We start from the raw sequence: 16,779 nt of genomic DNA, 5'->3' as shown, positions 1-16,779 counted from the left end.
TGGACACCCACGACGCTCCGGAGCGCGGCCGCGGCGGACGCAGAGCCCGCCGCCGCCCGTCTGCCCTGCTAGCTAGCGGCGCCCGCGCTCGTACGCCTGCGCCATCAGGTCGGCCTGGTAGTCCGAGAGACGCTCGTCGTCCGCCGAGGTCGTCTGGCGCTCCCAGCGGCCGTCCGCGGCCAGGGTCCATGCCTCCACCTGGTCGGAGAAGGCGTGGTCGAGCATCCCCCGCACCGTGGCCTGCCGCTCGGTGTGCGGGACCCGCACCAGCGCCTCGATCCGGCGGTCCAGGTTGCGGTGCATCATGTCGGCGCTGCCGATCCAGAACTCGCCGACCGAGGCGAACTCCAGCACCCGGCTGTGCTCCAGGAACCGCCCGAGGATCGACCGGACGTGCACCGTCTCGGACAGCCCCGGCACCCCCGGCCGCAGCGCGCAGATGCCGCGCACCAGGCAGTGCACCGGCACCCCGTCGCGGGACGCCCGGTAGAGCGCGTCGATGATCTTCTCGTCCACCAGGCTGTTGACCTTGACCCGGATGCCGCACTCGCGGCCCTCCCGGGCGGCCGCGGCCTCGGCCTCGATCCGCTGGATGATGCCGTCCCGCATGTGCTGCGGGGCGACCAGCAGCGAGCGGTACTCGGTCTGCCGGCTGTAGCCGGTCAGCACGTTGAACAGGTCGGTCAGGTCGGCGCCGACGTCCGGGTCGGCGGTGAGCAGGCCCAGGTCCTCGTAGAGGCGCGCGGTCTTGGGGTTGTAGTTGCCGGTGCCGACGTGGCAGTAGCGGCGTAGCCCGCCGCGCTCCTGGCGCACCACCAGACAGATCTTGCAGTGCGTCTTGAGTCCGATCAGCCCGTAGACGACGTGGCAGCCCGCCCGCTCCAGCTCGCGCGCCCAGCGGATGTTCGCGCTCTCGTCGAACCTGGCCTTGATCTCCACCAGGACGACGACCTGCTTGCCGGCCTCGGCGGCCGCGACGAGCGCGTCGACGATCGGTGAGTCGCCGGAGGTCCGGTAGAGCGTCTGCTTGATCGCCAGGACGTTCGGGTCGGCCGCGGCCTGCTCGATGAACCGCTGCACCGAGGTCGTGAACGAGTCGTACGGGTGGTGGACGAGGACGTCCACCTCGCGCAGCACGCTGAAGAAGTCCGGCGGCTCGCCCTCGTCGGTGAGCAGCCGCGGATGCGTGATCGGCACCCGCGGCGGGTCCTTCAGCTCCGGCCGGTCGAGGTCGTAGAGGGCCCAGAGCACCGACATGTCGAGCGGGCCACGGACCCGGTGGACCTCGCGGTCGCTGATCTCCAGCTCGCGCATCAGCAGGCTGAGCAGGTCGTCGTCGATGTCGTCGTCGACCTCGAGGCGGACCGCCGGGCCGAACCGGCGCCGGGCCAGCTCGCGCTCCAGTGCCTGGAGCAGGTCCTCCGCCTCGTCCTCCTCGACCTCCAGGTCGGCGTTGCGGGTGACCCGGAACAGGTGCGAGTCGGCGACCTCCATCCCGGGGAAGAGCTGCCCGAGATGGGCGGCGATGACCTCCTCGAGCGGGACGAAGCACGCGGTGGTGTCGTCCTGGGCGTGCCGGGGGGCGGCCTCCGTGCCGGCCCGGTCCCCGGCCGGCTCGTCGACGTCCACCCGGATCAGCCGCGGGACGTTCTGCGGCACCTTGACCCGCGCGAAGCGCTGCGCGTCGCCGCCAGGCTCGCGCACCGCCACGGCCAGGTTCAGCGACAGGCCGCTGATGTAGGGGAACGGGTGCGCCGGGTCGACCGCCAGCGGGGTGAGCACCGGGAAGATCTGCTCGTGGAAGTAGTCCCGCAGCCGCTCCCGCTGCGGGTCGCCGAGCTCCTGCCACAGCTTGACCGTGATCCCCGCGTGCGCGAGCGAGGGCGCCACCTCGTCGGTGAAGCAGCGCGAGTGGCGGGCGGTGAGCTCGGCGGTGGTGCGGCTGATCAGGTCGAGCTGCTCGCGGGCGGTCAGCCCGTCGGCCGAGCGGACGGCCAGCCTCGTGGCGTGCCGGCGCATCAGGCCGGCCACCCGGACCATGTAGAACTCGTCGAGATTGCTCGCGAAGATGGCCAGGAACTTCGCCCGTTCCAGCAATGGGGTCGAGACGTCCTCGGCGAGTGCGAGGACACGGCTGTTGAAATCAAGCCAGGACTTCTCGCGGTTGATGTAGCGGTCCGGCGGGAGGTCCGAAGGGGTCGGCGTGCGGGGCGCCTCCAGGGGCTCCAGCAGCGCGCTTCGGGCCTTCCGCTGCGGCTGATCCGTACGGGTCGCCACCAGCTCGCTCATGCTTGTCCATGCTGCCAGGCTTGAGTGAACGCGGCAGCCTCGAAGTATGACGATGTGAGGTAATCATGAGGATTGGTTGTGCCGTCCGGGCTGCTGAGATGTCCTGTGCCGCTGCCGTTCGGTGACAGTCGTGCCGCGGTGCGGCATTTGTTAACGGACGGGAAACAGGCCAGAGTGACGATCGGTGGCGTGGTGGAGACTCCTGGGACACCCGGTGGCCGGCTCGCGCCCGCCGGGCCGGCGTCTGCCGTGCCCGACATCGCGGGCGCGCAGCGGGTCACCTACCGGGTGAGTCAGCGGTTCCGGTACACCTACGACGGCAGCGCGACGAACCTCGACCACCGGCTTGTCGCGGTGCCCCCGCCGCGGCACGGCGGCCAGTTCCGCCGGTCCGTCGACCTGCGGGTCTCCGCCCCGGAGGCGCGCACGACCTGGCAGCGCGGGCCGGACGGCCTTCAGATCGCCAACATCCGGATCGATGTCGTGCCGCCGACGCTGGACTTCGACGTCACCGTCGTCGTCGAGCGGATCGCCCGGGCCGGGTGGCCGACGCTGCCGGCGTCCGCGCTGAGCAGCCGGCGCCTGCTGACCGCCACCGCTCTCACCGCCCCCACCCCGGCGATGATCGACGCGGCGCGCTCGATGGCCGGGCCCGACCCGGTCGCCACGGCCCGCCGGGTGTGCGGATGGGTCCACGAGCGCATCGCCTACGTCTCGGGCAGCACCGACGTCGGGACGACCGCCGCCCAGGCGCTCGCCGGCGGGCGCGGCGTCTGCCAGGACCAGGCCCACGTGATGATCGCGATGTGCCGCGCGGCCGGTATCCCCGCCCGGTACGCGCAGGGGCACATGCTGGGTGAGGGCGCCTCGCATGCCTGGGTGGAGGTGCTGGTGCCCGCGGCCCTCGCTCCGCCCGTCGGCGGGGCCTCGCCCGTCGGCGGGGCTGACGCGCTCGCCGGGGCGGGGGCGGTCGATCCGGGGCCGGCCGAGGCGTTCACCCCCGGCGGTGTCGGCGCGGCCGCGGTGGCCTTCGACCCCTGCCACGACCGGCTCGCCGACCTGCGGTACGTCACGGTGGCGGTCGGTCGCGACTACCAGGACGTCGCACCGACCTCGGGTCGCTACGTCGGCGCGGGCCGCGGCGTCCTGGTCGCCACCGCGCGGGTCGACGTCGTCTAGAGGGCCGAGCTACTTCCGACTCAGGACCAGCCCGCCCCGCCACCGCCACACCGACCGGCCGACCCGCACTACCACTGTCGCCGGCCCGGTCGGCGCCGGCGCGACTGCCGGCGCCGATGCCGGTGTCGCGGCGAACCGGCGCTCGTCCGGTTTGGCCGTCCGCGACGTCTCGTCTGACGCCATAGGGTGCCCGACGCGCCGCGCGCACCACAGGTGGACACTCTTTGTGTTTGCCTGATCACAAGATACGGTGACCCGAGGGGCTCTCCGACGAGCTGGTCTCTCGGCGTCGATTGATCGAACACGCACGAGCTGTCCTGGTTCGCGGGAGTTCCCGACGAGCGTGCCGCGGCCTGCGCCGCGGTCAGTGACCCCTCGCGAGTGATCAGGCCCAGCGGGTCCTGGTCACCCGCGACGCACCGTCATCCGCGATGCACCGTTATCCGCGAAAGCCGTCATAACCCTCGGTCGCCGCCGGCTGACCCCACGGACGTCGGTGCGCAGAGAACCGGCCCAGGTGCCGGTGGGGCGGACCACCGGACCACAGGGGGAGGAGGGTGGGCGTGCCTCTACTGCTCGACGGCGTCGGGATCGCGGCGGGTCTCACCGCGGCCGCCGGCTGCGTGTGGACAGGCCGCCGGCTCGGGCGGGCCCACGGCAGATGGCTGATCTGGGTCGCCGCGGCGCTGGTGGCGTGGACGGCCAGCCAGTCGGCGTGGGTCGCCGACGGGCGTGACGGCCAGCGGCCCCGCCGGCCGTCCCTGGCGGACGTCGGCTACCTGGCGATGCCCGTCCTGGCACTCGCGGCGCTCGCCGCGACCCCGACCGCGCGGGCGCGCCGGCCGGTGAACCAGCCGGATCTGCCGCCCCTGCCGGCGGGTGTGCCGATCGCGGGCGGGCCGGGGACCTCAGGTGGCTTCGGCGGTTCCGGTGGCTTCGGTGGTTCCGACCGGGTCCGCCGGTCGCGGGCGGAGCGCACCGGTGACGGCGTCGCGGGCCTGGTGGACCGGCTGCTGCTTGCCTGCTCGGTGATTCTCGTCGGCTGGGGGCTCGGGGTGCGCCCCGCGCTCGCCGCCGCCGGCACGGACGGGTGGAGCCGTGCCGTGGCGGCCGTCTATCCCGCCGGGGCGGTGCTGCTCGTCGTCGCCGCGCTGCACGCCACGGCGTTCCGGCGGCCTCCGGACCGGGTCCGGATCCTCGCGGCCGCCGTGGGCCTGTTCCTGATCGTCGCCTCGACCTCATGGCTTCGCGGGCCGACCGACGCCGCCGCCTTCCCGGCGGTGGTCGGGGTCGTGCCGATCGCCGGCTGCGCGTTCGTTCTGCTGGCCGTGCTGCGCGCGGCCGGCGGCGCCCGGATCGGGACGGCGGGCTTCGTACTCCCGGCGGCCGCGCACGCCGCGGGTCCAGAGCACGCCGCGGGGCATGCGCACGCCATGGACTTCGGTCACGCCGCGCGGTTCGGCCATGCCGTCGGGTACGGACACGCCGTGTCGACACGCGCCGGCACCGGCGGCGTTCGCGGGGCAGGCGGTGTTCGCGGGGCAGGCGGTGGACGGGCGGCTGGCGGCGGACGGGCGGCCGGGGGCGGTCGCGGAGCCGGCGACGGGTCCGAGCGCTGGGGCTTTCTCCTGGTGCCCACGCTGGTCGCCGGCTGCGCGACGGCGACGGTGCTGGCCGGCCTCGCCGGCGGCCACCGCCTCGACGGCGTCGAGATCGGGCTGGCCGCGGTGGTAGTCGCCGGGATGGTGGCCGACCGCCTGGTGGCGGCCCGCGCGGGCCGGCGGCTCGCCCAGCGGGTCCACGCCGCCGAACGGGAGATCCACCACCGGGTCTTCCACGACCCGCTCACCGAGCTGGCGAACCGCGCGCTGTTCCAGCACCGGCTGCGCGGCGCCCTGACCGACCGCTGGCGCTCCGGCGACGACCGGTCCGGTGGCGGCATCGCCATCCTGTACTGCGATCTTGACGACTTCAGTGCCCTCAACGACAGCCTCGGCCCGGCGGCCGGTGACCATCTGCTGCGCACCGTCGCGCAGCGGCTGCGGCACTGCGTGCGCACCACCGACCTGGTCGCCCGGGTCGGCGCGGACGAGTTCGCGGTACTGCTGGCCGGCGGCGACGAGTCGCCCGAGGTGGTCGGGGAGCGGGTGCTGGCCGCGCTGCGCCACCCGATGGCGGTCGGCGGGCGGCCGCGCTCGATCCGCGCCAGTGTCGGGCTCGCCGTCGCCCGCCGCACCCACGAGACCGGGGAGTCGCTGCTTCGGCACGCCGAGACGGCCGTCCACGTGGCCAAGTGCTCGGGCAAGAACCGGCTGGTGACCTACCGGCCGGGGATGGCCTCGCCGGAGGCTGGCGCGCACCTGGCCGACGCGCTGGCCACGGCGCTGCGCCGCGGCGGGCGCTCGGCGGGCTTCGACGTCCACTACCAGCCGATCGTGCGGCTGCGGGACGGGCACCCTGTGGCGCTCGAGGCCCTCGCCCGCTGGACCGACCCCGGGCGCGGGCCCGTCCCGCCCGGCACGTTCGTCGCCGCCGCCGAGAACGGGGGGATGGTCGGCCTGCTCGACGACCTGGTGCTCACCCGGGCGTGCACCGAGGTCGCGCTGGCCTACCCGGCCGGCTCGCGGCTGCGGCTGCACGTGAACGTCTCGGCGAGCCGGATCACCGACACCAGGCTGCGCGACAGCGTCGCCCGGGTGCTCGCCGCGAGCCGGCTCGACCCCCGCCGGCTCGTCGTGGAGGTCACCGAGACCAGCCGGATCGCGGACCTCTCCGCCGCGGCCGACGTGCTCTCGGGCGTGCGGGACCTAGGGGTGGCGATCGCGCTGGACGACGTCGGCGCGGGCAACACGAGCCTGGCCGTCCTGCACCGGCTGCCGGTGGACGTCGTCAAGCTGGACCGCACGCTCATCGAGTCCCCGATGGACGGCAGCCGGGTCTCGAACCTGCGTCGCTCGATGATCGACGTCGCCCACGCGCTCGGGGCGGTCGTGGTCGCCGAGGGCATCGAGCGGGAGTCGCAGCTGGTGGAGCTGGACCGTCTCGGCTGCGAGCTCGGCCAGGGTTTTCTCTTCGCGCGGCCCGGGCCGCTGTCGGGTCTGCCGCCCATCGGCGGCGGTCCCGGCGGTGGTCCCGGTGACGGCGAGGACGGCTATGGCTCCGGCGGGGGGGAAGGTGGGTCCCAGAAGTGGTGAGGCCCGGTCCAGCGGCGCCTCGTGCCCTGGCGGTGGGGCGGGATGAGCCCGAACACGGTGGCGGCCGAGCCGGAGCCGGCGCGGTTGACGGCGCCACCCGCCAGCACCCAGGCCCCGATGGGCGGGAGCGCCTCGAGGTGCGCCAGGTTCTCCAGGGAGACGCGGTGCTCGCGGTAGAGCGCCCTGGAGACCGCGTACGTGTCGTCCGAGCCCGGGTCGGGGCCGAAGGTGTCCGACCCCAGGGCACCCCGCCGCCCGAGCCGGCCGGTCTCGATCAGCCAGCGCACGGCGGCCAGCCCGAAGCCGGGCTGATGGATGCCTCCGTGCCCGTCCAGGTTCGGGTAGGCGGGCGTGCCCCAGCGGCGGTCCCATCCCGTCCACGCGATCACGGCGGCACCGGCGGGGATGCGGCCGTGCCGGCGCTCGAACGCCGCCAGGTCCGCCAGGCTCACCTGGTAGTCGGGATTCTCGGCCGCCGCGGCGCGGACGTCGATCCGCACCGCGGGCAGGAACAGGTCCGCCGGGTGCAGCTCGTCGGCGAGCGCCCCCGCGGGGTCGAAGTGGCCGGGCGCGCCCCAGTGGGTGCCGGTGTGCTCGCCGCGGCGCACCAGCTGGAGGTAGTAGCCGTCCCGCTCGATGGTCGCCGCGGTGGTCAGGGTGAACTCGGGATCGCCGGGGAACACCGGCGTCGTCGCCGGGTCGTGCACGTGCGCCAGGCTGACGACGGTCACCGCGCCGAGGCCGTCCCCCGCACCCCCCGCACCCCCCGCGCGGGCGGTGCGGGCCCAACGGGGCCGGTTCACGCAGCGGTGCGCGGGGACGGGTCGGCCGCGAGCGCTCGGGCGGTGGCCGGGCCCAGCCCGAGGGCGCGGGCCGTGTTGAGATCGGCGACGGTGTCGACGTCCCGGCGCAGTCCGGGAACCGTGTCGGCGAGCAGGGCGGTGAGGTCGACGGCCCCCGAATCGAGGTGCGCCTCGAAGCTGCCGGGGCCGAACGAGGGGCACAGCGAGGCACCGGGAGCGGCGCTGAGTAGCACCGTGCCGGTGCCGACCGCGTCCGCGAGCACGCCCCTACCGGACGGCGGCGCGGCCGCCAGCGCCCGTCGCAGCTCGGCCGGGCGCAGCGCGGGGAGGTCGGCGGAGACCGCGGCCACGGCGCATCCCGGGTGTATCCGGCGGGCGAGCGCGGCGCCGTGCGCGAGCGCCGGGTTGAGCCCCCGGTTCGGCTCGTCCGCGGCCACCAGCAGCCGGCCCGTCCGCGTGAGGCCGTACATGCCGCCCACACCGGTCGTGCCGCCCACGCCACCCGCGCTGCCGCTCCCTGTGCTGTCAGTGCCGGCCGGGATCTCGGACCGGTCCCGCGCGAGCTCGGTGAGGGCGCGCCGCGCGCGGGGGTCGTCGGTGACGACGACGAGGCCCACGACGCCCTCGCCGGCGTCGAGCACCGCCCTCGCGGTGTCCAGAGCCATGGCCAGCGCGAGCGCGCCGCGGTCCGGCCGGTCGAGCCGGGACTTCGCGGCGGTCAGCGGCTTCAGCGGGACCAGGACGACCCAGGGCGGGGCGGTCTCGGTGGTCAGCACAGCGCCGACGATAGGACATCCGACCCGCCGCGGGCGGTCCCCGCGGCGTCCGGCATCCGCCCGCGAGGCGCCGGGCGACGGGCCCGCCGGCGGTGCCCGGGTCCTCCCGTCATGGCACGAACTCGACAGTCTTCCCGGCGCTGAGCAAGACTGCCCACTCATGGGACGACCATGGCGGGGCGGGTTCTGGATCGCGCTCGCCGCGGCCGTCATCCGTCCGCTGTCCTGCCTGCTGACCCGCCGGCGCTGGTCGGGGCAGGGGAACATCCCCGCGTCGGGGGGCGTCATCCTGGTCGCCAACCATCTCTCGACGGTGGACCCGCCCCTGCTCGCGCACTATGTGTACGCCGCCGGGCGCAGTCCCCGGTTCATGGCGAAGAGCGACCTGTGGGAGGTTCCGATCCTGCGGCGTGTGCTGGCGGGCGCCGGGCAGATCCCGGTCTACCGCCGGGATCCCAGCGCGGGCGGCGCGCTGCGTGACGCGGTCGCGGCGCTGCGCGCGGGGCGCGCGCTGGTCATCTACCCGGAGGGCGGCATCACCACCGATCCCGACTACTGGCCGATGCGCGCCCGCACGGGCGTGGCCCGGCTCGCTCTCGCGACGGGCGCGCCGGTGATCCCGGTGGCCCAGTGGGGCGCGCAGCGCATCTGGGGGCGCGACCGGCGGCCGCACCTGTTCGCCCGCCCGGAGATCCGCGTCCACGCGGGCCGTCCCGTCGACCTGAGCCGTTTCGCCGCCCGGTCCGGTGCGCCGACCGACCCGTCCGGTGTGGCTGACCCGTCCGGTGCGTGGCTGCTGCGTGCGGTGACCGACGTGGTGATGGCCGATCTCACCGCGGTGGTGGAGCTGGTCCGGGGCGAGCCGGCGCCGCCGCCGGCCGGTTCCGCGGTGCCGGCTGATCCTGTGCCGCCGGCCGGTTCCGCGGAACCGGGTCCGGAGATTCCCTGTCAGCCGGAGGCGGCGGCGTCGCCCGGGGCCCGCCCGCCCGACCCGGACGCGCCGCGGGCCGGGAGCGCGCGGTGAGGCGCGCGGCGGTCCTCACCGCCGGCTCCTGGGGGACGGTCTTCGCCAAGGTGCTGGCCGACGCGGGCGCGCGCGTCACGCTGTTCGCCCGAGACCGGGCGATCGCGGACGCGATCAACGGCCGGCACGTCAACCCTCGCTACCTGGCGGACGTCCGCCTGCCGGACCTGGTCCGCGCCACCTCGAGCCCGGAGCGGGCACTGCGCGAGGCCGACCTGGTGGTGCTCGCCGTCCCGTCGCAGGCGCTGCGCTCCTGCCTCGTCGAGTGGGCGCCACTGGTGGGGCCCGGCGCCGTCTACGTGAGCCTGATGAAGGGCATGGAGGCCGGGAGCAGCCGGCGGATGAGCGAGGTGATCGCGCAGGCAGCCGGGGTCGGCCCGGAGCGCATCGCGGTGGTGAGTGGCCCGAACCTGGCCCGCGAGATCGCCGTCGAGCACCCCGCGGCCACCGTGGTGGCCAGTGCGTCCGCGGCCACGGCGCACGCCGTCCAGGCCGCCTGCTGGACGCCGTACCTACGGCCCTACACGAACGCGGACGTCCTGGGCTGCGAGCTCGGCGGGGCGGTGAAGAACGTGATCGCGCTCGCCGCCGGGATGCTGGAGGGCATGGGCTTCGGCACCAACAGCCTGGCCTCGCTGATCACCCGCGGGCTCGCCGAGACCGCGCGGCTCGGCACGGCGCTCGGCGCGGACCCGATGACGTTCGCCGGGCTGGCCGGTCTCGGGGATCTGGTGGCCACCTGCGGATCACCGCTGTCGAGGAACCGGAGCTTCGGCGAGAAGCTCGGCCGCGGCATGACCCTCGACCAGGTGCTCGCCGAGCAGCGCCAGGTGGCCGAGGGGGTGCGCTCCTGCCGGCCGCTGCTGGCGCTGGCCGACGGGCTCGGGGTCTCCATGCCGATCACCCGCCAGGTCGAGCGGGTGCTGTACGAGGGGCTGCCGCCGCTGGAGGCGGTCAAGGACCTGATGAGCCGCGAGCCCGGCCCCGAGTACCACCTTTGACGCGGCGCTGAGCGCGGCGGCGGTGCCGGGAATCCGATGGACGGTAAGTCACGGGTCTGTCACGATGTGGCGCATTATGGGATTCTTCGAGGATGTCCCGCAGCCCGTGCCGGCGGCGCTCCTGCCGGTCTCACTGACGGCCTCACTGACGGGGCCCGTGCGCGCTCCCTGGCTGGCGCCGCCGGACCACCAGCTCGGCGGGGTCGTCGCGGCGCCACCCTCGCTCGGGGCCACTGGGGACACCGCCGTCTCGATCGGCGGTGTCGTCGCCTACCCGAGCGGGGTGGAGATCACTCTGGAGGTCCGCCTGCGGCCGGGGACGGCGGCCGGCGCCGATCCGCGGCTGTCCGTGGCCTGGGCACGGGAGGCGCAGCGGATGGTCCGGTTCGGCGTCGTGCTCCCCGGCGGGGCCCGGGTGATCGCGGCCGATCCCGGCGTGCCCCTCGCCGCCCGGCTCGACGCCACCGTGGACGGCTCCGCGTTGCGCGCGGCTGCCGAGCGGGCCGTGACGCTGTGGCCCGCGGGGGACGGGCTCGACGAGCCCGGCACGCCGCCGGTGGACGTCCCGACCGAGGCCGCGCGGGTGCGGGCGGCCTTCCGGTCGAGGTCGTGGTGCCGGGAGCCTCGCTGGGCGGGGTCTCCGTCGGCGCCGCGGTGCTCGTCGCCGGGGACTGGAAGGTGACGACGCAGACCTACACCGGGGTGCTCGCCCGGTCCGGGATCGGGGTGTTCGCCGGCTGACTCGACCAGGTCAGCCGGCCTGTCGGGTTGTCCTCCGCTCCGGTGGTCAGATGTTTACCGTGCGGATGCGACTCCCGCCAGTCGGGGCGGTGTGGCCCGCCCGTAGGATCACGGCTCGTGGTTGGGCTGCTGGGGCTCACGTCCCTGGTTCGAGGCTTTTCCTGTTCGCCCCTGACCCGGCGGTGCGTCGATGAACGAGGTTGACCTGGCGCGGCTTGCCGCCGTCCTGCCGGACTACACGCTCGGCGACCCGTTGGGGAAGGGCGCGTCCGGCCTGGTGCTGGCCGGGTGGCACCGCGGCATGCATCGTGACGTCGCGGTCAAGGTGATGGCGCGCGGCTACGGCCGGGCGGACGACGGGTTCGCCGCCGAGGCGCGCATCGCGGCCCGCTTCGACCATCCGCACGTCATCCGCGTCTATGACTACGTCGAGCGGGATGGGCTGCGCGTGCTCGTCATGGAGATGCTCGCCGGCGGCACGCTGACCCGGCGCCGCGCCAGGATGAGCCCGCAGGCGGCCTGCGCGGTCGGCCTCGCGGCGGCGTCGGCGCTGACCTACGTCCACGGCCGCGGCGTGCTGCACCGCGACATCAAGCCCGACAACATCATGTTCGACGCCGCCGGGCAGCTCAAGGTGGCCGACTTCGGGATCGCGAAGATCGTCGACGGGACGAGCCCGGGCGCGAGCACGGTGATCGGGACCCCCGCTACATGGCGCCCGAACAGCTCGCGGGCGGTCGGCTGATGCCCGCCAGCGACCTCTACTCGTTGGGAGTCGTGCTTCTCGAGCTGCTGACCGGTGCGGAGGCGTTCGACCCGGCGACCTTCGTGCGGCCGGCGGGCGGGCTCGACCGGCCGGCGGGTGGGTTCGGCCCGCACCATGTCGCGACGCCGGCGGCGGACATCGCCGGCCCGCTCGCGGCGGTGGTCGCGAGCACGCTGGCCCGGGACCCGCAGGCGCGGCCGGAATCGGCGAAGGCGTTCGCGCTCTCCCTGGCCCGGGCCGCCGCCGCGGCGTACGGGCCGGACTGGCTGGACCGCTGCGGCCTGCCGCTGCACCTCGACGCGGACGTCCGCTCCGAGGCCACTCGCCGCCTGCCGGCGGGGGCCGGGCCGCGGGCGTGGCGCCAGCGGCCGGCGCCGGCCCCAGCCATCGCCGCGGCTCCGGCCCTGACCCCACCTCCGGCCGTGGGGTCCGCACCCGCCGAGGCGGGGTCCGGGGCGCGCGGCCGGACTCCCACGGTGGCCGGGAACCCGACCGTCCGGGGCACGGGGAGCCGCTTCGGCATCGGGCGGCGGGTGGCTCCGCGCCCGGCCGGCCCGCCGCTGGCGGGTCACGCCGGCTGGGTCCTGGCGGCGGACTTCTCCTCGGACGGAGCGATCATGGCCACCAGCGCCAAGGACGGCGAGGTGCTGCTGTGGGACGTCGCCGAACCGGCCGCGCCCCGGTCGATCGGGCGCCTGCCGGACGGCCCCGACGACGGCGTCACGTCGGTCGTGTTCTCGCCTGACGGGCGCACCCTCGCCGGCACCAGCTGGGACGGCTCGCTGCGGCTGTGGGACGTCCCCGGCCCGGTGCTCCCCATCTGCTGGGCAGGCCGCTGAGGGCCCACGCGGGGCCCGTGCGCTCGGCGGCGTTCGCCACCGACGGCCGCATGCTCGCCACCGGAAGCGACGACCGGTCGGTCCAGCTGTGGGACATGGCCGACCGTGGCGCGCCCCGTCCGCTGGGCGGGCCGGTGACCGGCGCGACCTCGTTCGTGACCTCGGTGGCGTTCGCCCCGGACGACCACCTGCTCGTCGCCGCCGGCTACGACCGGGACGTGCTGTTCTGGGACATCACGAACCGGCACGCGCCGCGCCGGCTGGCACGCACCGTCGCCGGGCCCACGTCCGCGCTCGTGGCCGCGTTCGCGCCGGACGGACGGACCCTCGCGACCGGCGGCGTCGACGGTGTGATCCGGCTGTGGGACGTCACCGTCCCGGACCGCCCGACCGCGCTGGGCCGTCCGCTGGCAGGGCACGACAACCGTGTCTGGGCGCTCGCCTTCGCCCCGGACGGCCGCACCCTGGCCAGCGGTGGCTTCGACAATGTGGTCCGGCTGTGGGACACCTCCGAGCGGACCCGCTCGCGGCCGCGTGGCCGGCCGCTGGCGGGCCACGCGGACTGGGTGATGTCGGTCCGGTTCGCCCCGCACGGCCGGATCCTGGCCAGCACCGGCAAGGACCAGACCATCCGGTTGTGGTCCCTGCCGTGAGCCGTTCGCCGGCTCAGCCGGTGGCGCGGCTCCCCGCGGCGCCGGTGCTGTCGGTGCTGTCGGGCGGAACGTCCGCGGGCACGGTCTCGATCAGCGCGCCGATCGAGCGGAGCTTGCCCACCGGGTCCTCGTATCCGCGCTCGAGGAACCGGGTGCCGCTGATCAGGCTGGACCCCTCGGCGACCAGGGCCGCCATCACATAGGCGAACCCGGCACGTAGATCGGGGATCTCCAGGTCGGTGCCGCGCAGCCGGGTGGGACCGCTGACGACCGCCGAGTGCTCGAAGTCCCGGGACGCGAACCGGCACGCCTTGCCGCCCAGGCAGAACGTCGACAGGGCGATGTCCGCGCCCATCTCGTTGAGCTGGCGGGTGTAGCCGAAGCGGTCCTCGTAGATCGTCTCGTGGATCACCGAGGCGCCCTTGGCCTGGGTCAGCAGCACGGCCAGCGGCTGCTGCCAGTCGGTCATGTACCCGGGGTGGACGTCGGTCTGCACGTGCGTCGCGGTGAGCTCGCGCGCCCGGTGGAAGGTCAGCCCGTGCGGGCTCACCTGGAACTCCCCGCCGAGGCGGCGCAGGTGGTTCAGGAAGGTCGCCACGTGCTCCTGGCGGGCCCCGACGACGTCCACCCGGCCGTTGGTCGCGACGGCCGCCGCGGCGAACGAGGCGACCTCGATGCGGTCGGGGATGGCCTCGTGCGTCGCCCCGCGCAGCGCCTCGACGCCCTGCACGACGATCGTGCGGTCGACCTCGACGTCGACCAGCGCGCCCATCTGCTGCAGGAAGAGGATGAGGTCGATGATCTCAGGCTCCACCGCGGCGTTCGAGATCACCGTGGTGCCCTTGGCCCGCACGGCGGCCAGCAGCAGGTTCTCGGTGGCCCCGACGCTCGGGAACGGCAGCGTCACGTGCGCCCCGTGCAGGCCCAGGGTCTTGACCTCGACCGAGCGGAGCTGCTCGATGATCTCCGCGCCCATGGCGCGCAGCCCGCGCAGGTGGAAGTCGACCGGCCGCTTGCCGATCCGGCAGCCGCCGGGCAGCGGGACGACGGCCTCACCGACCCGGTGCAGCAGCGGGCCCATCATCAGGATGGGGATGCGGTTGACCCCGGAGTAGGCCTCGGCGAGCGAGGCGTCCTCGATGCGCGGGGTCGTCACCCGCACCGTGTGCGAGTCGAGCCACTCGACCTGCGTTCCCAGCTCGGCGAGCATGCCGAGGACGACGTCCACCTCGACGATGCGCGGCACCCGGCTCAGCGTGCAGGGCTCGGGGGTCAGCAGGGTGGCGACGAGCAGCTTGGTGACCGAGTTCTTGGCGCCGGAGACCTCGACGGACCCGGTGAGCGGCGCACCGCCGACGATCCTGTACCAGTGGCGGTCCGAACCCGCGGGTGTGGTCGTACCGGAACTGGGTTCCCTCACGGGCTGCCTCCACGGCGATGAGTCGGATGCGCCAGGTTTTCGGTGCGTCAGCTCCTGGCTGAAGCCGGGGAGATTCAATCAGACCGAGTGACCGGCGCCACGGGGCGTCCGGGCACGTGCCGCGGTGGCGCGATGGGCGAACATGTGTTCGAATACGTTCCGTGCGGATGATCGCGGAGAGCTACCGGCCCGGACCACTGCCGCCGGCGACGCCCCGCCGTGGGTGGCGGAGGTCCGGATCAGACGGTGCCGGCCCGGGTCAGATGGCCGTGGTCGACGGGCCCGATCCCGGCGCCGAGCGGGAAGCCGGCGGCGAGCGCTCCGGTCACATATGTCTTGGCCGCCCGCACCGCGGTCGGGACGTCGTCGCCCCGCGCCAGGTGCGCGGCGATCGCGGAGGCGAGCGTGCAGCCCGTCCCGTGGGTGTGCTCGCGCGGCAGCCGTTCGGCGCGCAGCAGGATGTCGGTCGACCCGTCGGTCAGCAGGTCGACGGCGTCGCCCGGCAGGTGGCCTCCCTTGACCAGCACCCACGCCGGGCCCAGGGCGAGCAGGGCCGCTGCGGCGCGATGCAGGTCGGTCTCGTCGGTGACCTCGATGCCGGTCAGCAGTCGCACCTCGTCCAGGTTCGGGGTGACGACGGTCGCGCGGGGGAGGAGCTCGGTGCGCAGCACGTCCACCGCGTCGGCGGCCAGCAGCGGGTCGCCGTGCTTGGAGACCCCCACCGGGTCGACCACGCACGGTGCCCCCAGCCCGGCGAGCTCCCGCGCCACCACCCCGACGATGGGCGCGGAGGAGAGCATCCCGGTCTTCACCGCGTCCACGCCGATGTCGTCGGCGACGGCGCGGATCTGTGCGCGCACCGCCTCCGGGGGGAGGTCCCAGACGCCCTGCACGCCGAGGGAGTTCTGCGCCGTCACCGAGGTGATCGCGCTCATCCCGTGCACACCGAGCGCCAGCATCGTTTTGAGATCCGCCTGGATGCCGGCGCCGCCCCCGGAGTCCGATCCGGCGATGGTCAACACCCGGGGCGGGGCCGGGTTCGGTGGTATCGCTGGCGTCATGGCGTGTGGATCCTCACAGTGAGGTCTGGAGCGGGCCTGGCGGGCCTGAAACGGCCGAGTTCACCGGCTGAGGGGCGCGGTTCCTCCGTGCCAGTCGGGCGATCAGAGCAAATTCCTCGCCGCAGACCCTCTCATCCGGCCCGTTTGCCTGTTACCTTCTGTCAGCCCGTGTCTGCTCGACGGGCTGTCGACGTCCGACGAGGGAGCGTCTGTGGTCCACGCGTATATCCTTATCCAGACCGAGGTCGGCAAGTCGGCATCGGTGGCCAAGGAGATCGAGCAGATCCCGGGGGTCACCCAGGCCGAGGATGTGACCGGTCCCTATGACGTCATTGTGCGCGCGCAGGCGGCCAGCGTCGATGACCTGGGAAAACTCGTGATGTCACGAGTCCAGTCGGTTGACGGCATCACTCGTACCCTGACGTGCCCCGTCGTCCATTTCTGACTCGGCACGACCCGTCCGCCGGCTCGTGCCCCAGGGCACGGGCTGCGCGGCGGGTCCGGCTTCTCCCGCTCTGTATCGCGGGTCTGACGGGTCTGGCGGGTCCGCTCACGGCGTGTGGTGGGCCCGGGCCTGTGGCGATCATCGGCGCGCCCGCGCCGGCCGGTGCGGACCGGGCGTCCTGCGAGGCACTGACCGCCGCTCTGCCCGACTCGCTGGGTGACGGTCTCGACCGCCGTGAGGTGGAGCCTCCCGCTCCGACCACGGCGGCGTTCGGGTCCGACCCGGTCGTTCTCACCTGTGGAGCCTCCGGCGTCGCGGCGACCTACCGGCCTGACTCGACCCTCTCCGAGGTCGACCAGGTCGCCTGGTTCACCGAGGACGTCGGTTCCCAGGTCCGCTACTCCACCCCGACCAGGACCCCTCAGGTGGTGCTGACCCTGCCGGCGGACCGGCAGGCGTTCGAGGTCCTGGTGGCCCTGGCGCCGGCGGTTCGCGCGCACACCAGGTCCACGACCGCCTGACGCCGGGTCCGGGACGGGCCAGGCTCTGGGCTCAGGCCGCCGGGCCCCGGGTTCGGGTCCGGGTGGC

15 protein-coding genes are annotated in these 16,779 nt (G+C 74.5%); 10 read left to right on the top strand and 5 right to left on the bottom strand.

All coding sequences use genetic code 11. The features are described from left to right. Positions 1-72: 72 nt before the first annotated feature. On the bottom strand, positions 73-2,289 hold the full coding sequence (locus tag BBK14_RS08070) for an RNA degradosome polyphosphate kinase (RefSeq protein ID WP_071060645.1): 2,217 nt from the start codon (positions 2,287-2,289) through the stop codon (positions 73-75). Between the two features lie 192 nt (positions 2,290-2,481). On the opposite strand from BBK14_RS08070, the gene BBK14_RS08065 reads away from it, so the two are divergent. Beyond that, complete coding sequence (locus tag BBK14_RS08065) at positions 2,482-3,468, top strand: transglutaminase family protein (RefSeq protein WP_071060722.1); 987 nt, start codon at positions 2,482-2,484, stop codon at positions 3,466-3,468. A 563-nt stretch (positions 3,469-4,031) separates the two neighbouring features. Next, on the top strand, positions 4,032-6,662 hold the full coding sequence (locus BBK14_RS08060; RefSeq protein ID WP_083390795.1) for a putative bifunctional diguanylate cyclase/phosphodiesterase: 2,631 nt from the start codon (positions 4,032-4,034) through the stop codon (positions 6,660-6,662). Here BBK14_RS08060 and BBK14_RS08055 read toward each other — a convergent pair. Further along, entirely contained in the window at positions 6,620-7,465 is an 846-nt protein-coding gene (locus tag BBK14_RS08055; RefSeq protein WP_071060639.1) for a cyclase family protein, read from the bottom strand. The genes BBK14_RS08060 and BBK14_RS08055 overlap by 43 nt on opposite strands. Continuing rightward, positions 7,462-8,241, bottom strand: a complete 780-nt coding sequence (gene cofC, locus BBK14_RS08050) for a 2-phospho-L-lactate guanylyltransferase (RefSeq protein WP_071060637.1) — start codon at positions 8,239-8,241, stop codon at positions 7,462-7,464. Before cofC ends, BBK14_RS08055 begins: the two co-directional genes overlap by 4 nt. A gap of 160 nt (positions 8,242-8,401) precedes the next feature. On the opposite strand from cofC, the gene BBK14_RS08045 reads away from it, so the two are divergent. From BBK14_RS08045 to BBK14_RS39770, 6 genes are all read left to right on the top strand, one after another. Further along, the gene (locus tag BBK14_RS08045; RefSeq protein WP_071060635.1) at positions 8,402-9,265 is read left to right on the top strand and encodes a lysophospholipid acyltransferase family protein; all 864 of its coding nucleotides are present in this window, start codon (positions 8,402-8,404) and stop codon (positions 9,263-9,265) included. Beyond that, positions 9,262-10,266, top strand: coding sequence for an NAD(P)H-dependent glycerol-3-phosphate dehydrogenase (locus tag BBK14_RS08040; RefSeq protein ID WP_071060633.1), 1,005 nt, complete (start codon positions 9,262-9,264; stop codon positions 10,264-10,266). The genes BBK14_RS08045 and BBK14_RS08040 overlap by 4 nt, the downstream gene beginning before the upstream one ends. Positions 10,267-10,342: 76 nt before the next feature. Beyond that, positions 10,343-10,948, top strand: coding sequence for a hypothetical protein (locus tag BBK14_RS08035; RefSeq protein ID WP_241831292.1), 606 nt, complete (start codon positions 10,343-10,345; stop codon positions 10,946-10,948). Between the two features lie 249 nt (positions 10,949-11,197). Next, positions 11,198-11,752, top strand: a complete 555-nt coding sequence (locus tag BBK14_RS39785; RefSeq protein ID WP_241831290.1) for a serine/threonine-protein kinase — start codon at positions 11,198-11,200, stop codon at positions 11,750-11,752. After that, positions 11,752-12,612 (top strand): WD40 repeat domain-containing protein kinase family protein, encoded by an 861-nt coding sequence (locus tag BBK14_RS39780; RefSeq protein WP_241831288.1) that lies wholly within the window; start codon positions 11,752-11,754, stop codon positions 12,610-12,612. Before BBK14_RS39785 ends, BBK14_RS39780 begins: the two co-directional genes overlap by 1 nt. A 50-nt stretch (positions 12,613-12,662) precedes the next feature. Beyond that, positions 12,663-13,265, top strand: a complete 603-nt coding sequence (locus BBK14_RS39770; protein WP_241831295.1) for a WD40 repeat domain-containing protein — start codon at positions 12,663-12,665, stop codon at positions 13,263-13,265. Positions 13,266-13,278: 13 nt separating this feature from the next. Here BBK14_RS39770 and murA read toward each other — a convergent pair whose 3' ends face one another. Together murA and thiD are read right to left on the bottom strand one after the other, a co-directional pair. Beyond that, positions 13,279-14,685: a UDP-N-acetylglucosamine 1-carboxyvinyltransferase gene (murA, locus tag BBK14_RS08025; RefSeq protein WP_071060631.1), complete on the bottom strand. Its 1,407-nt coding sequence runs from the start codon at positions 14,683-14,685 to the stop codon at positions 13,279-13,281. Positions 14,686-14,924: 239 nt separating this feature from the next. Then, the gene (gene thiD / locus BBK14_RS08020; protein WP_071060629.1) at positions 14,925-15,746 is read right to left on the bottom strand and encodes a bifunctional hydroxymethylpyrimidine kinase/phosphomethylpyrimidine kinase; all 822 of its coding nucleotides are present in this window, start codon (positions 15,744-15,746) and stop codon (positions 14,925-14,927) included. 211 nt (positions 15,747-15,957) lie between these two features. Here thiD and BBK14_RS08015 point away from each other — a divergent pair, with 211 nt between their 5' ends. Beyond that, positions 15,958-16,191, top strand: coding sequence for an Lrp/AsnC family transcriptional regulator (locus BBK14_RS08015; protein ID WP_018504536.1), 234 nt, complete (start codon positions 15,958-15,960; stop codon positions 16,189-16,191). After that, the gene (locus BBK14_RS08010) at positions 16,188-16,712 is read left to right on the top strand and encodes a DUF3515 family protein (protein ID WP_420849136.1); all 525 of its coding nucleotides are present in this window, start codon (positions 16,188-16,190) and stop codon (positions 16,710-16,712) included. Before BBK14_RS08015 ends, BBK14_RS08010 begins: the two co-directional genes overlap by 4 nt. The last annotated feature ends 67 nt before the right edge of the window (positions 16,713-16,779 follow it).

The sequence above is a fragment of the Parafrankia soli genome (genome assembly GCF_001854695.1).
Lineage (GTDB): Bacteria > Actinomycetota > Actinomycetes > Frankiales > Frankiaceae > Parafrankia > Parafrankia soli.
This window is presented reverse-complemented; position numbering and strand designations above follow the sequence as displayed.

Excerpts from the sequence above, each read along its gene's own strand:
- BBK14_RS39780 (WP_241831288.1), top strand. The coding sequence starts at position 11,752 with ATGCCCGCCAGCGACCTCTACTCGTTGGGAGTCGTGCTTCTCGAGCTG.
- BBK14_RS08045 (WP_071060635.1), top strand. The coding sequence starts at position 8,402 with ATGGGACGACCATGGCGGGGCGGGTTCTGGATCGCGCTCGCCGCGGCC.
- BBK14_RS08035 (WP_241831292.1), top strand. The coding sequence starts at position 10,343 with ATGGGATTCTTCGAGGATGTCCCGCAGCCCGTGCCGGCGGCGCTCCTG.
- BBK14_RS08070 (WP_071060645.1), bottom strand. The coding sequence starts at position 2,289 with ATGAGCGAGCTGGTGGCGACCCGTACGGATCAGCCGCAGCGGAAGGCC.
- BBK14_RS39785 (WP_241831290.1), top strand. The coding sequence starts at position 11,198 with ATGAACGAGGTTGACCTGGCGCGGCTTGCCGCCGTCCTGCCGGACTAC.
- BBK14_RS39770 (WP_241831295.1), top strand. The coding sequence starts at position 12,663 with ATGCTCGCCACCGGAAGCGACGACCGGTCGGTCCAGCTGTGGGACATG.
- thiD (WP_071060629.1), bottom strand. The coding sequence starts at position 15,746 with ATGACGCCAGCGATACCACCGAACCCGGCCCCGCCCCGGGTGTTGACC.